This window comes from Bacteroides sp. 14(A) (genome assembly GCF_000526555.1).
Classification (GTDB): Bacteria; Bacteroidota; Bacteroidia; order Bacteroidales; family Bacteroidaceae; genus Bacteroides; species Bacteroides cellulosilyticus.
This window is the reverse complement of the sequence record NZ_JAGH01000001.1, coordinates 84,679-99,099: the sequence shown is the minus strand read 5'-3', so window position 1 is coordinate 99,099 and position 14,421 is coordinate 84,679. Positions and strand designations below refer to the sequence as shown.

Below are 14,421 nucleotides of genomic sequence, written 5' to 3'. Positions count from 1 at the left end.
ATGAAGCGAAGACTTTTTATAATGTTCCTGTTGGGGTGCCTGCTACCGTTCGCGGTACAGGCACAACATGGCACATTCCGTTTTGCGCAAATTACGGACATCCATTTCAGCCCCAACAACCCCAACCCGACGGAAGACTTACTACGTTCCGTCGCGCAAATAAATGCGATAGACAGTATCGACTTTGTTTTGGTTACGGGCGACATCACCGAAGAGGGCGACCGTGCCACTATGCTGAAAGTCAAAGAGACATTGGATTTACTGAAAGCGAAGTATTACGTGATCCTCGGTAACCATGAAACCAAATGGAGCGACTCCGGTTGTACTGCCTTCGGTGAGATTTTCGGCGGCGAACGCTTTGAATTCGAGCATAAAGGCATCCTGTTTCTGGGTTTCAACTCCGGGCCGTTGATGCGTATGGCTTACGGACATGTCGTTCCGCAGGACATCCGTTGGATGACGGAAGAAATGGATAAGTTTGGAAAAGATAAACCGGTTATACTTGTCACACACTATCCGTTACTGGATGGAGATGTCGATAACTGGTATGAAGTAACAGATGCAGTGCGCCCCTATAACATTCGTCTGTTCATCGGCGGGCACTATCACCGTAACCGGGATTTGCGTTATGATGGTATTCCGGGTATTTTGATGCGCAGCAACCTGCGTGATAAAGATGGAAAACCGGGATATGGCATCTATGATATAACGAAAGATTCGATCCTCGTCTACACGCAACGCATCGGCGAACCGAAAAAGCAATGGGCTGCTTTCTCGCTGACTCAGCCCTATTATGATCGTAATGGAAAAGCAGAGAAATACCCCGACTTTTCAGTCAACACAGAATACCCGAATGTGAAAGAACAGTGGGTAGTGCAAACCGGTGCAGGTATCTATTGTTCGCCTGCAATAGAAAAAGACAAAGTGTTCGTCGGAGACGATATGGGTTACCTGACTTGCTACGCCTTGAAGAATGGAAAGAAACTATGGAATTTCCAGTCCGGTAAGCGCATTGTAGGTACTCCGGCTGCGGCAGATGGTATAGTCGTATTCGGTTCTGCCGACCGTAACATCTACGGTCTGAACAGTAAAGACGGAAAACTGCTGTGGACTGTAAAAGCAAAAGCCCCGGTACTGGGTGCGGTAACCATTGAAAATGGAATTGCCTACATCGGTGCCAGCGATTCTACTTTCCGTGCTATTGATATCCATACAGGTAAAGTAATCTGGGCATATACCGGTGTGAAAGGATACACTGAAACCAAACCACTGGTAACAGCCGACAAGGTGATCTTCGGTGCCTGGGACAATACCCTCTATGCATTGAATAAGGCAGACGGCAAGGAATTATGGAAGTGGACAGGCGGTTTAACGCGCATGCACTTCTCACCCGCAGCCGTATGGCCGGTAGCCGCAGAAGGCAAAGTATTTATCACCGACCCACAACGTGCCATGACGGCTATCAATATAGAAAACGGAGAAACAGTGTGGCGCACTTTCCAGTCTATGGTACGTGAAACGATTGGCCTGTCGGAAGATGGAACGCGTGTATTCAGCAAGACCATGAACGACAGTATTGTCTGCTATGCCACACAAGGAGATCAACCCCGTGAATTATGGGCAAGCAACGTCGGTTTCGGATACGAACATGCACCCTCCATGCAAGTGGAAAAAGGAGGCGTAATGTTCGGCAGTACCAAGGAAGGACTGATCTTTGCTTTGGAAGCCCAAACCGGTAAAGTCTTGTGGAAACATAAGATAGGTAACTCACTGATCAGTACCGTAGTGCCACTGAACGGACGACAGGTATTGTTCACCGCTACCAGTGGCGAAGTGGGACTGCTACGAGTTAAGAATTAAAGAATTAATAATTAAAAGCAATATAGGACATTATGAATAAAATCAATTGCTTCGTTCCTTTTTCAGGAGCTGCACAAGCGGAAAAGACAGTAAAAGGCCTGCAAGAAACCGGCTTAGTGAATAACATTTATCTGCTCGCCCTACCGGACGTTACAGAAAACCTGCCCGGATGTAGTACCCTGCACATGCAATCCATCCAGTCCAGTGCGGCCATAAGAGACATAGCCGGACATAGCGATGCAGAATATACGCTGATCTATACAAAATATACGACGCTCGAACTGGGTTTATTCGCCCTGGAGCGTATGATACACATTGCTGAAGACAGCGGTGCAGGCATGGTATATGCTGACCGCTACCAGGTAAAGGAAGGCAAGCAAACCAATGCCCCGGTGATCGATTATCAATTCGGCTCATTGCGCGATGATTTCGACTTCGGTTCCGTGCTGTTATTCCGCACAGATGCATTCAAGGAGGCCGCTGCCCGCATGAATGAAGACAAATATAAATTCGCCGGGCTTTATGACCTTCGCCTGAAAGTAAGCCAGAACGAAAGTCTGGTACACATCAATGAGTATCTGTACAGCGAAATTGAAGACGATACCCGCAAGAGTGGTGAGAAGATATTCGATTACGTGGATCCCAGAAACCGTGACCGCCAGATTGAAATGGAACAGGCTTGTACCGAGCATCTGAAAGAAATCGGTGGCTATTTGGCACCAGAATTCAAACAAATAGAATTTTCAGCAGGCAACTTCGAATATGAAGCTTCGGTTATCATCCCCGTACGCAACCGTATCCGCACCATCCGTGATGCTATTCATTCGGTATTGAAGCAGAAGACCGACTTTAAGTTCAACCTGATTATCATCGACAACCACTCTACGGATGGGACCACAGAAGCTATTGACGAATTCAAGAACGACGAACGCCTCATCCATATCATCCCCGAACGCAATGACCTGGGTATTGGCGGTTGCTGGAACATGGGTGTGCATCATCCCAAGTGTGGTAAGTTCGCTGTACAATTGGACAGTGACGACGTGTACAGCGATGAAAATACACTGACCACTATGGTTCGTGCTTTCTATGAACAGAATTGCGCCATGGTGGTAGGTACTTATATGATGACGGACTTCAATATGAATATGATTGCTCCGGGTATTATCGACCACAAAGAATGGACACCCGAAAACGGACGCAACAATGCACTCCGCATCAATGGTTTGGGGGCTCCTCGTGCTTTCTATACACCGGTGCTGCGTGAAGTGAAAGTTCCGAATACCAGCTATGGTGAAGACTATGCACTGGGATTAAACTTCTCCCGCCAATACCAGATCGGCCGTGTATATGACGTAGTTTACTTGTGCCGCCGATGGGATGACAACTCGGATGCTTCACTGGATATCGTGAAAATGAATGGTCATAATCTGTATAAAGACCGCATCCGTACCTGGGAACTCCAGGCACGCGTGGCGAAGAATAAGAGAAGATAAAACACTCCATGCGTTTTCCGCACTTGTACCACACAAGTGTTTCTCAGATGAAATGCTTGTGTGCTACAAATGTAACGCAAGTGTCCCTCACATGAAACGCAAGTGTTATGCAACACACTAATAAGTAACCAGTTACAGCATTCAATATGAACCAAACCATAAACAATCTGCTTACCGAGCAACTTGCCTCCTGGGAAACGGCTCGTAACAACTACGCCGCCCTTTCGGGTGTGCAAGTGAAGGAACTCGATGTAAACGGTATTCCGTATAAGGTACAGTTCAATCCTGCACGTATCGTTTCTTCGGGAGCTAAAGTAGATGCCCAGTCCATCAAGGAACGCAAATGTTTTCTCTGCCCGGCCAATTTACCGCCGGCACAGAAAGGAATTCCGTTCGAAGGACATTATAATATCCTGGTCAATCCGTTCCCTATCTTTCCTCGCCACCTGACGATACCGGAAGTGGCACACGTGAACCAGCGCATAGCCGTCCGTTTCAAGGATATGCTGGCATTGGCACAGGCGTTGACGGATTACACAATATTCTATAATGGTCCCAAATGCGGTGCATCCGCCCCCGACCATGCTCACTTCCAGGCAGGCAACAAAGGTTTCATGCCTATTGAAAAGGACTGGCACGGACAGGTAGCAGGCAAAGTGGCCGATCACGGTGAAGCTACCCTCTGGTACTTGAATGACGCTCCCCGTGCGACATTGGTCATCGAAGCAGCCAATAAGAAACATGCTGCCGCCCTGTTCGATATCATTTATCACTCACTGGACATCAAGCCGGGAGATGACGAACCAATGATGAATGTATTGGCATGGTACGAAGATGAGAAATGGATCGTATGCGTATTTCCACGTGAGAAGCACCGCCCAGCTTGCTATACAGCCGAAGGAGATGCCAATTTATTGAGCAGTCCGGCATCCGTAGATCTCGGCGGAGTGTTTATTACACCGGTCGAAAAAGACTTTCTCAAGATCACAGCAGAAGATATAGCCCAGATCCTGAGTGAGGTATCACTTTCTGCCGAAGACTTCCATCGGGTGCGTCAGCGTATTAAAGAGAAGATATAATAAAACAGAGTATCCTTATAATTAATAAGATAATATGAAAGAGCCCAAAGTACACGTAGGCATATTGTTCGAGCCGCAAATAGAGTTTATCCTGCTGAATCCGTACCGCATCAACGGTATGGAAATCAGTGGTAAGCAGGTTGTGACCTACAACGAAGGCAGGATACTGTGGAACGGACGCCTTTATGACGAACTTCTATTTGAACCTGTAAACGAAGCCACCGACGCTTTCGAACTGCTCGATGTCACCATCGGCATCAACTTCCACTGGGAGCGTAAAGAAGACCAGCGCTTCCTGGGTTCTCTGAAGATTATTGTGGAGAACAAGAAGCTGACAGGCATCAACGTCATTCACGTAGAAGATTACCTGACCAGCGTAATCTCCAGTGAAATGAGCGCAACGGCTTCATTAGAGCTGCTGGAGGCACATGCAGTAATTTCACGAAGTTGGCTTTTGGCTCAGATTCATAAGAACAAGGAGATTACGGAAACCCAGACAGAGTATTCCGCTTTCACCCAAACAGATGAAGAGTTAATCCGTTGGTACGACCGTGAAGACCACACCCGTTTCGACGTCTGTGCAGACGACCATTGCCAGCGTTACCAAGGCATTACCCGCGCCTCCACCGAAATCGTAAAGCAAGCCATCGCTGCCACCCGCGGACAAGTATTGACATCCGACGGTAAGATATGCGATGCCCGCTTCTCTAAATGCTGTGGCGGTGCATTCGAAGAATTCCAGTATTGCTGGGAAGATGTGAAGTATCCCTATCTCCTGAAACAACGGGATTTCCGTATCTTCAGTTCCAAATTCAATGACTTGAGTTTCGAAAACACCTTATCCGGTAGCGGATTACCAGATCTGACCGACGAGCAAGAAGCCGAGACATGGATACGTACTTCTCCACCCGCTTTCTGCAACACCACAGACAAGAAAGTCCTCTCACAGGTATTGAATAACTATGACCAGGAAACCACCGACTTCTATCGCTGGAAAGTAATTTACACCCAAGAAGAACTTTCTGCACTGATCCTGAAACGCTCCGGTATCGATTACGGGCAAATCATTGATCTTGTCCCTATTGCCCGTGGAACTTCAGGTCGCCTCTGGAAACTGAAAATCGTAGGAACCAAGAAGACACTCACCATTGGCAAAGAACTGGAAATACGTCGCACGCTGTCCACTTCCCATCTGTACAGTTCCGCATTCGTAGTAGATAAGGAAGACGTCTCTCCCGAAGGTATCCCCGCCCGTTTCATCCTCACCGGAGCAGGCTGGGGGCACGGTGTAGGACTATGCCAGATCGGTGCTGCCGTTATGGGCGAACAAGGCTATAAGTATGACGCAATACTGCTGCACTATTACATAGGCGCAAATATCGAGAAGCTATATGAGTAAACAGAAATAAGAAAATACCATGAAACAATCTACCAAGAAAACCAGTCCGTGGGCATGGATACCTACCCTGTACTTTGCACAAGGTTTGCCCTACGTAGCCGTGATGACCATTTCCGTCATCATGTACAAGCGTTTGGGAATATCCAACACGGATATCGCTCTCTACACCGGTTGGCTCTACCTGCCATGGGTAATCAAGCCTTTCTGGAGTCCATTTGTCGACTTGATCAAGACTAAACGGTGGTGGACCGTCGTCATGCAATACATCCTTGCCTTTGCATTGGCAGGCATTGCATTTTCCATCCCCACTCCCTTCTTCTTCCAATTGACACTGGCAGTATTCTGGATAGTGGGCTTCACCTCCGCAACTCATGACATTGCGGCGGATGGATTCTATATGCACGCCCTGACGGAGCATGAACAATCGCTCTACGTGGGCATCCGAAGTACATTTTACCGTATTGCCACGGTAGCCGGACAAGGCTTGCTGGTCATCATTGCGGGATTGATTGAAACCGGAACCGGTCTCGAACCTGCCATGCTGCAAGTTCAAGTCTCACCCTCTTACACTAACACCCTGACCTTACCCGACTTTGAGGATACGAATATCGACACACAAAAAGAAGCCTATTTCGTATATACCTCTCCGATAGTACAAGCAGGTGTCACCGCTACCGCTGATAATGATTCGGTAGATATAAAGACACGGATTGCCGAATTGGAAAAAGCGGTCAAAGCATCCAACATAGCCAACCACTTCGTTCCGGCCGAGGAAGCCAAAGAAGGCGATGCCACCGTAAAAGCAGAGAAAAAGGAGAGCACTTTCACCGCATGGGTACGTGAAACTTTCGGCGAGAAGCGCGAAGTAGCCGAAGGTGCTGTTGATAACGTTGCCATAGTAGGCGTACGTCTGTCCAAGCAACCATCTGCCGATGAAACCAAGATATTGAATGTCACCTTCAAAGACGGTGACCAAAGTATCAAACTGGAACAGAACAGCCTTTCCACCCGGTTCGAATTCACTGCCGAGAACTGGGACAAGCCTGCTTACCTACTGTTCAGAATAGATCATAAGATTAAGAACGAGACTTCCGCTACCTTCGAAGGTGCATCCGGTAACATTCCGTTTGCCTGGTTGATAGTATTCATCGTACTGTCCGGATTCTTCTTTGCGGTAAGTATTTACCACAACTGGATATTGCCGAAACCCGCATCCGACCGTCCGTCGAAAGACGTTACCGCCCAGAATCTGATGAAGGAATTCTTCGATACTTTCAAGAGCTTTTTCACCAAACCACAGGCAGGAGTCGCTATCCTCTTTATGTTGCTCTACCGTCTGCCGGAAGCACAGCTCGTGAAGCTCATCAATCCTTTCCTTCTGGACCCAATAGACAAAGGCGGACTGGGGCTGACTACCGGACAAGTTGGTTTCGTCTATGGTACTATCGGTATCATCGGACTGACAATTGGCGGTATCATTGGCGGTCTTGTTGCTGCACGGGGCGGATTGAAGAAGTGGTTATGGCCAATGGCATGGAGTATGTCCCTCACCTGTCTGACATTCATCTATCTGAGTTATGCACAGGATCACTCGTTGCTGACAGTCAACATCTGTATCTTCATCGAACAGTTCGGCTATGGTTTCGGCTTCACAGCTTATATGCTGTATCTGATTTATTTCTCGGAAGGCGAGCACAAAACTGCCCATTACGCCATCTGCACAGGATTCATGGCACTGGGAATGATGTTACCCGGAATGGCTGCCGGATGGTTACAGGAAACCATCGGTTACCGACACTTCTTCGTATGGACCATTATCTGTTGCGCCGCTACCATCGGAGTATGTGCGTTCATCAAGATAGATCCGAGCTTCGGAAGGAAGAAAGAAGAGTGATAAAAAGTGATAAGCGGTAAGTGATAAGCAAGAAATCATAAATTATAAATCATGAAGAAATACATTCTCCTTTGCCTGCTCTGTGTGCTCTGTGGTACATCGCAGGCACAAAAGATAAGAATAAAGACAGGCATCGAAGTCCTGAAAGACCAGAATTTCAAGTGCCTGGAAGGCAAACGCATAGGTCTGATTACCAACCCCACCGGAGTGGATAATCAGATGAAATCCACCATTGACATTCTGCATGAAGCACCGAACGTAAATCTGGTTGCCCTCTTCGGTCCGGAGCACGGGGTTCGTGGCGACGTACATGCCGGCGACCACGTGACGGACATCAAAGACGCCACCACCGGATTGCCCGTATATTCCCTATACGGCAAAACCCGCAAGGCTACGCCAGAGATGCTGAAAGACATTGACGTATTGGTCTACGATATCCAGGATATCGGTTGCCGCTCATTCACCTATATCAGTACAATGGGGCTGGCTATGGAAGCTGCGGCCGAAAACGGTAAAGAATTTATTGTATTGGATCGCCCCAATCCGGTAGGCGGACTCAAGATAGAAGGCAATCTGGTAGAAGATGATTGCATTTCTTTTGTCAGTCAGTTCAAGATTCCGTACCTTTACGGACTGACTTGCGGTGAGCTGGCATTGATGCTGAACGGAGAGAAGATGATGGCAGCACAATGTAACCTGCACGTTGTGAAGATGAAAGGCTGGAAACGCAAGATGGACTATGTACAGACAGGGTTGCAATGGGTACCCTCTTCTCCGCATATTCCTCATCCGCACTCGGCTATATTCTATCCGGTAAGTGGTATTCTGGGTGAACTGGGATACATGTCCATCGGGGTAGGCTATACGATACCGTTCCAGATGTTTGCCGCACAATGGGTAGAAGCAGAAAAACTGGCGGGAAACCTGAACGCATTGAATGTGCCGGGTGTTGTATTCAGGCCGATGTATCTGAAACCCTTCTACTCCGTAGGTAAGGGTGAATTGCTGCAAGGCGTACAGGTACACATCATGGATGTGCAGAAAGCTCCGCTGAGCGACATCCAGTTCCTGGTGATGCAGGAGATCGCGGCGCTCTATCCTGACCGTGCCGTATTTGAGCATGCCGACAAGGGACGTTTTCGTATGTTCGACATGGTAAGCGGCTCGGAAGAGATACGCAAGCGATTCTCACAGCGCAACCGCTGGGAAGATGTGCGCGACTATTGGTATAAAGATGCTGAAGACTTCCGACGATTGTCTAAGAAGTATTACCTATACAAGTAGGGAACAATAAACGCTTCTTACACTGAAAAAGTCATAAAGACATATGTATGTCACCCCTCATGAGATACGTATGTCATGGGTCATGAGAAGCCCATATCATGAGAGGTGAGATACGCTTCTCATCACAGGAGAGACCGGGATGTCATTAAAACAATCCTACAGCACATTCTGACGGGGGTGCCGGTGAAAGAAGAAAAGAATGATAAGGAAAAGAAAGGCGAAAGCACTATGGTAAAAAGTAGCTACACTTCGTTTTTGCAGGAAATAAGGGGACTTATTCCGCAAGATAGGATATATACCGACGAACTGCGCCGGTTGGCATGGGGAACAGATGCGGGTTTCTACCGCCTTATCCCACAAATCGTGATTCGTTCCAATAGCGAAGAGGAGATCTCCGACCTGTTGAGACTTGCCGACCGTTACGGTCTGCCAGTAACGTTTCGTGCCGCAGGAACCAGTTTGTCGGGACAAGCCATTAGTGACTCTATCCTGATAATAGCCGGTAAACATTGGGAGAAGTACAGCATTTCTCCCGATCATGAACAGATTACCTTGCAACCAGGCATCATCGGTCAGCGGGTTAACGAGATTCTTGCCCCCTACGGACGTAAGTTTGCTCCGGACCCGGCAAGCGTGAAAAGTGCTATGGTAGGCGGCATCGTCATGAACAACGCCTCGGGTATGAATTGCGGCACACATGCCAATAGTGACAAAGTGCTTCTTTCCGCCCGCATTGTATTAGCGGACGGCACCGTGCTGGATACAGGGGATGATATTTCGCGTGCTTCCTTCGAAGCCACCCACCCCGATTTCTACAATCGCATCTGCGAACTGCGGGATCAGATACGTGCCAACGAAGAACTCGCTGCACGCATCCGCTACAAATATTCCATCAAGAACGTAACCGGATTGAATCTTCTGCCATTCATTCGCTTCGATGACCCGTTCGATATTATTGCCCACCTGATGGTAGGCTCGGAAGGCACGCTTGCGTTCCTTTCCCAGATTACCATGCGCACAGAGTACGACTATCCGCACAAGGCAAGCGCCATGCTCTATTTTACCAGTATCAAGGATGCCTGCCGGGCGGTGGTAGCGATGAAGGAGTTGACAAATCGTAATTCTTCATCCGTGTCATCTGCGGATGAAAAATTAGTAAAAGGCGCCGAACTGCTGGACTACAAGAGCCTCTCTTCGGTAGAAGACCCTGTCTACTTAAAGTATAAGCAAGAAGTTGCCGATGCCTCCGGCCTCACAGCCGTGCTGACCGAGACCAAAGCCCGCACCCGCGAGGAACTGGAACAGAATATCTCAGTGATCGAAGAGTGTCTGAAACCTTTCAGCACCTATATCCCCGTGCACTTCACCGACCGGCCGGAAGAATATTCCAAGTATTGGGCTATCCGCTCAGGTATATTCCCATCCGTAGGCGGTACACGCCAACCCGGCACTACCTGCCTCATCGAGGACGTAGCCTTCCACATCGAAGACCTGCCCGAAGCCACTGCCGACCTGCAACAACTCATCGCCCGCCACGGCTACGATGATGCCTGCATCTACGGTCATGCCCTGGAAGGCAACTACCATTTTATCCTGAACCAGTCCTTCAGTACCGACGCCGATGTAAAGCGCTACGAGGACCTGATGAATGACGTAAAGACTCTGGTAGTCGATAAATACGACGGTTCGCTGAAAGCAGAACATGGCACCGGACGTAACATGGCCCCCTTCGTGAAATATGAATGGGGAGAGGCAGCTTTTGAAGCCATGAAGGCAGTCAAGCAGTTGTTCGACCCGAAAGGGTTACTCAATCCAGGAGTTATCTTCAATGATGACCCGCAATGCCACATCAAAAACTTCAAACCGTTGCCGTTGATTCCTATCGACGAAGCCAGTCCTGCCGAAAAAGTAAACAAGTGCATCGAATGTGGCTTCTGCGAAGTGAACTGCCTGTCGTGCGGCTTTACCCTTTCTTCGCGCCAGCGCATTGTACTGCAACGGGAAATATCACGTCTGAAACAAAGCGGTACAGACCCGGAACGTCTGTCTCTACTCGAAAAACAATACCGCTACCCGGGCAATCAAACTTGCGCAGGAGACGGACTGTGCTCCATGTCTTGCCCGATGAATATCAATACAGGTGACCTGACCCATATCATCCGCCAAGAAACGCTACCGAAAGGTAGCCTCGGATATAAAGCAGGAGATTTCGTAGCCAATCACTTCGCCGGTGTTAAGAGTAGTCTGCGCCCCGTTTTATCATTAGCCAATTTCGGACACTCCGTATTAGGAACCAAAGCCATGAGCTGCATTACGAAAGGAATGCACAATGTATTGGGCATACCTTTGTGGACGCCTGCCATGCCGAAAAGCTATAAAGTGACAAGCTACAAGCTACAAGCTGCAACAGATATGAGTGACGAGCTACAAGCTACGAGTACTATGCAGAATGATAACGCAACACTGGTAGCTTGTAGCTCTGTAGCTCGTAACTCCACAGCTGACAAAGTAGTTTATTTCCCCAGCTGCATCAACCAAACCATGGGACTCCCGAAAAAATCCCCCGTGGAGCAACCTTTGGTAAACAAGATGATCTCCCTCCTGCAAAAAGGCGGTTACGAAGTCATCTTCCCCAAGGACATGGATAAGCTCTGTTGTGGCACCATCTGGGAAAGTAAAGGTATGCTCGACATTGCCGATCGCAAAGCCGCAGAACTCGAAGCCGCCCTTTGGGAAGCCAGCGAGCAAGGCAAATATCCTGTCCTCTGCGATCAAAGCCCCTGCCTGCATCGCATGCGCGAAACCATTCAAAAGATGAAGCTCTACGAACCTGCAGAATTCATCTACACTTTCCTGCGAGACAAACTGGTCTTCACGCAGACCGACCGCCCCGTAGCAGTACACATCACCTGCTCCATGCGCAAAATGGGACTGGCAGATACAATTGTTTCCCTGGCAAAACTCTGTGCTACGCATGTCTTCGTACCCGAAGAAGTAGGCTGCTGTGGTTTTGCCGGCGACCGCGGATTCACCTATCCCGAACTGAATTCCTATGCCTTGCGCAAACTCCGTCCGCAGATAGAAGCATCCGGCATCACTATCGGCTACTCTAACAGTCGTACTTGCGAAATAGGACTGACTACCAACTCAGGTATCCCCTACGTCTCTATCGCCTATCTCGTAGACCAATGTACGAAGGGAATTGACAATTGAATAAATAACTTAACACACTTATTACAATGAACAGTCAGACCAAGACAAACAAGCGCATTCTTGCCCTCGACATCCTTCGCGGTGTCACCATTGCGGGCATGATTATGGTGAACAACCCCGGCACTTGGGGACATATATATGCCCCCTTACGCCACGCCGAATGGAATGGCCTCACCCCCACCGACCTCGTCTTCCCCTTCTTCATGTTCATCATGGGTATCTCTACCTATATCTCCCTGAAGAAATACAATTTCGAGTTCAGTCATGCAGCCGCCATGAAGATATTGAAGCGTACTATTATCATCTTCCTGATCGGACTTGCCATCGGCTGGCTCTCCAGATTCTGTTACTACTGGGCAGGCTCCCATGAAGGTCTCAGCTTCGGCGAACAGCTCTGGGCATCCGTCTGGACTTTCGACCGCATCCGTATCCTGGGTGTCATGCAGCGCCTGGCCCTTTGCTACGGTGCTACCGCTATTATTGCGCTGACCATGAAACACCGTCACATCCCTTATCTCATTGCCACATTGCTGGTAGGCTACTTCATCCTGCTGATGTGTGGCAACGGATTTGCTTACAACGAAACCAATATCCTCTCCATAGTGGATCGTGCCATCCTCACCCCCGCACACATGTACAAGGACAACGGCATTGATCCCGAAGGTCTTTTAAGCACCATCCCATCCATTGCCCATGTATTGCTGGGCTTCTGCGTGGGTCGCATGATGCTGGACAGCAATAGAGCCGAGAGCCGCGAAGCCTTACTGAATTCTCACCTGATCAAATTATTTCTGGTTGGTGCCATCCTTACTTTTGCAGGCTTTCTGCTGAGCTACGGTTGTCCTATCAACAAGAAAATCTGGTCTCCCACCTTCGTTCTCACCACTTGCGGACTGGCCTCCAGTTTCCTGGCACTGCTCATCTGGATCATCGACGTAAAAGGATACAAGAAATGGTGCACTTTCTTCGAGGCTTTCGGTGTCAACCCCCTGTTCATGTACGTTCTGGGTGGAGTACTAAGTATCCTGTTCGGCAGCATCAGCTTCCCTTGGGGCGATGGCAGCATCAGCATACACGGATTCTTATACAAGATCGTTCTTATGCCGATATTCGGTGAGACAGGCGGTTCACTGGCCTACGCACTGCTCTTTGTAGCCATCAACTGGTGCATCGGCTATCAATTGTATAAACGGAAGATATATATCAAGATATAAGAGATAAAGGAGTTATAGAAGTTAAAGCCGATACTTCTGCTTATAATAAAAAGACTATCGGCTCTAACTCCCAGCGAAGCGATAACTCCTCTAACTCCTTAAAACAACAAGTAAATAATTAAACTTAAAACGATATGATATTAATAGCAGACAGTGGCTCTACAAAAACCGATTGGTGTGTTGTAGAGAAAGGTAAACTCATCCAGCAGATTTCTACGAAAGGTACCAACCCTTTCTTTCAGTCGGAAGAGGAGATCAGTAATGAAATTGCGACAGCGCTGCTGCCCCAGTTAACGACCAATGCCTTCGACGCTGTGTACTTTTATGGTGCCGGCTGTGGCTTCCCCGACAAAATAGCCATGGTACACCGTGCCATTATCCAACATCTCCAGGTTTCGGGCGACGAAGTGGAAGTAAATACGGACATGCTTGCCGCCGCCCGCGGACTTTGTGGACACGAACCGGGCATAGCCTGCATCATGGGCACAGGTTCCAACTCGTGTTACTACGACGGCAAACACATTGGTGCCAACGTCTCTCCCCTGGGTTTCATTCTTGGCGACGAAGGTAGCGGTGCTTGCCTGGGTAAGTTGCTGGTAGGTGATATTCTGAAAAATCAGATGACTCCGGAACTGAAAGAGAAGTTCCTCAAGCAGTTCAATCTGGAACCGGCAGACATCATCGACCGTGTATACCGTAAACCATTCCCGAACCGGTTCCTGGCAAGCCTGTCTCCATTCCTCGCTCAGAATCTGAACGAGCCTTGTGTGCGCACGCTGGTGCTGAACAGTTTCAAGGCTTTCCTGAAAAGGAACGTCATGCAATACGATTATCAGCATAGCAAGGTACATTTCATCGGCTCCGTAGCATTCCATTATAAGGAGGTACTTACCGAGGCCGCACAGGAAATGGGCGTCCAAATAGGCACCATCCTCCAGAGCCCCATGGAAGGCCTGATTAGCTACCATAGCTAATCACCCCA

The 14,421-nt window shown here is 48.6% G+C and carries 9 protein-coding genes; all 9 read left to right on the top strand.

What is annotated here, in order from left to right; translation table 11 throughout:
- Positions 1–1,860 (top strand): PQQ-binding-like beta-propeller repeat protein, encoded by a 1,860-nt coding sequence (locus K429_RS0100305; RefSeq protein WP_025725687.1) that lies wholly within the window; start codon positions 1–3, stop codon positions 1,858–1,860.
- A gap of 32 nt (positions 1,861–1,892) precedes the next feature.
- Positions 1,893–3,356 carry a glycosyltransferase family A protein gene (locus tag K429_RS0100300; RefSeq protein ID WP_025725686.1) on the top strand — a complete coding sequence of 488 codons (1,464 nt, stop codon included), beginning with the start codon at positions 1,893–1,895 and terminating at the stop codon, positions 3,354–3,356.
- Between the two features lie 146 nt (positions 3,357–3,502).
- Positions 3,503–4,435, top strand: a complete 933-nt coding sequence (locus K429_RS0100295; protein WP_022209847.1) for a DUF4922 domain-containing protein — start codon at positions 3,503–3,505, stop codon at positions 4,433–4,435.
- 34 nt (positions 4,436–4,469) lie between these two features.
- On the top strand, positions 4,470–5,834 hold the full coding sequence (locus K429_RS0100290; RefSeq protein WP_025725685.1) for a SpoIID/LytB domain-containing protein: 1,365 nt from the start codon (positions 4,470–4,472) through the stop codon (positions 5,832–5,834).
- 19 nt (positions 5,835–5,853) lie between these two features.
- Positions 5,854–7,728 carry an MFS transporter gene (locus tag K429_RS0100285; RefSeq protein WP_007210722.1) on the top strand — a complete coding sequence of 625 codons (1,875 nt, stop codon included), beginning with the start codon at positions 5,854–5,856 and terminating at the stop codon, positions 7,726–7,728.
- A 51-nt stretch (positions 7,729–7,779) separates the two neighbouring features.
- A complete protein-coding gene (locus K429_RS0100280) occupies positions 7,780–9,012 on the top strand; it encodes an exo-beta-N-acetylmuramidase NamZ domain-containing protein (RefSeq protein WP_022209844.1) in 1,233 nt (410 codons plus the stop codon).
- A 228-nt stretch (positions 9,013–9,240) separates the two neighbouring features.
- Entirely contained in the window at positions 9,241–12,225 is a 2,985-nt protein-coding gene (locus K429_RS0100275) for an FAD-binding and (Fe-S)-binding domain-containing protein (RefSeq protein ID WP_025725684.1), read from the top strand.
- A gap of 26 nt (positions 12,226–12,251) precedes the next feature.
- Positions 12,252–13,439 carry an acyltransferase family protein gene (locus tag K429_RS0100270; RefSeq protein ID WP_025725683.1) on the top strand — a complete coding sequence of 396 codons (1,188 nt, stop codon included), beginning with the start codon at positions 12,252–12,254 and terminating at the stop codon, positions 13,437–13,439.
- A gap of 134 nt (positions 13,440–13,573) precedes the next feature.
- Complete coding sequence (locus K429_RS0100265) at positions 13,574–14,413, top strand: ATPase (protein ID WP_007210727.1); 840 nt, start codon at positions 13,574–13,576, stop codon at positions 14,411–14,413.
- The last annotated feature ends 8 nt before the right edge of the window (positions 14,414–14,421 follow it).

Excerpts from the sequence above, each read along its gene's own strand:
- K429_RS0100305 (WP_025725687.1), top strand. The coding sequence starts at position 1 with ATGAAGCGAAGACTTTTTATAATGTTCCTGTTGGGGTGCCTGCTACCG.
- K429_RS0100300 (WP_025725686.1), top strand. The coding sequence starts at position 1,893 with ATGAATAAAATCAATTGCTTCGTTCCTTTTTCAGGAGCTGCACAAGCG.
- K429_RS0100295 (WP_022209847.1), top strand. The coding sequence starts at position 3,503 with ATGAACCAAACCATAAACAATCTGCTTACCGAGCAACTTGCCTCCTGG.
- K429_RS0100290 (WP_025725685.1), top strand. The coding sequence starts at position 4,470 with ATGAAAGAGCCCAAAGTACACGTAGGCATATTGTTCGAGCCGCAAATA.
- K429_RS0100285 (WP_007210722.1), top strand. The coding sequence starts at position 5,854 with ATGAAACAATCTACCAAGAAAACCAGTCCGTGGGCATGGATACCTACC.
- K429_RS0100280 (WP_022209844.1), top strand. The coding sequence starts at position 7,780 with ATGAAGAAATACATTCTCCTTTGCCTGCTCTGTGTGCTCTGTGGTACA.
- K429_RS0100275 (WP_025725684.1), top strand. The coding sequence starts at position 9,241 with ATGGTAAAAAGTAGCTACACTTCGTTTTTGCAGGAAATAAGGGGACTT.
- K429_RS0100270 (WP_025725683.1), top strand. The coding sequence starts at position 12,252 with ATGAACAGTCAGACCAAGACAAACAAGCGCATTCTTGCCCTCGACATC.
- K429_RS0100265 (WP_007210727.1), top strand. The coding sequence starts at position 13,574 with ATGATATTAATAGCAGACAGTGGCTCTACAAAAACCGATTGGTGTGTT.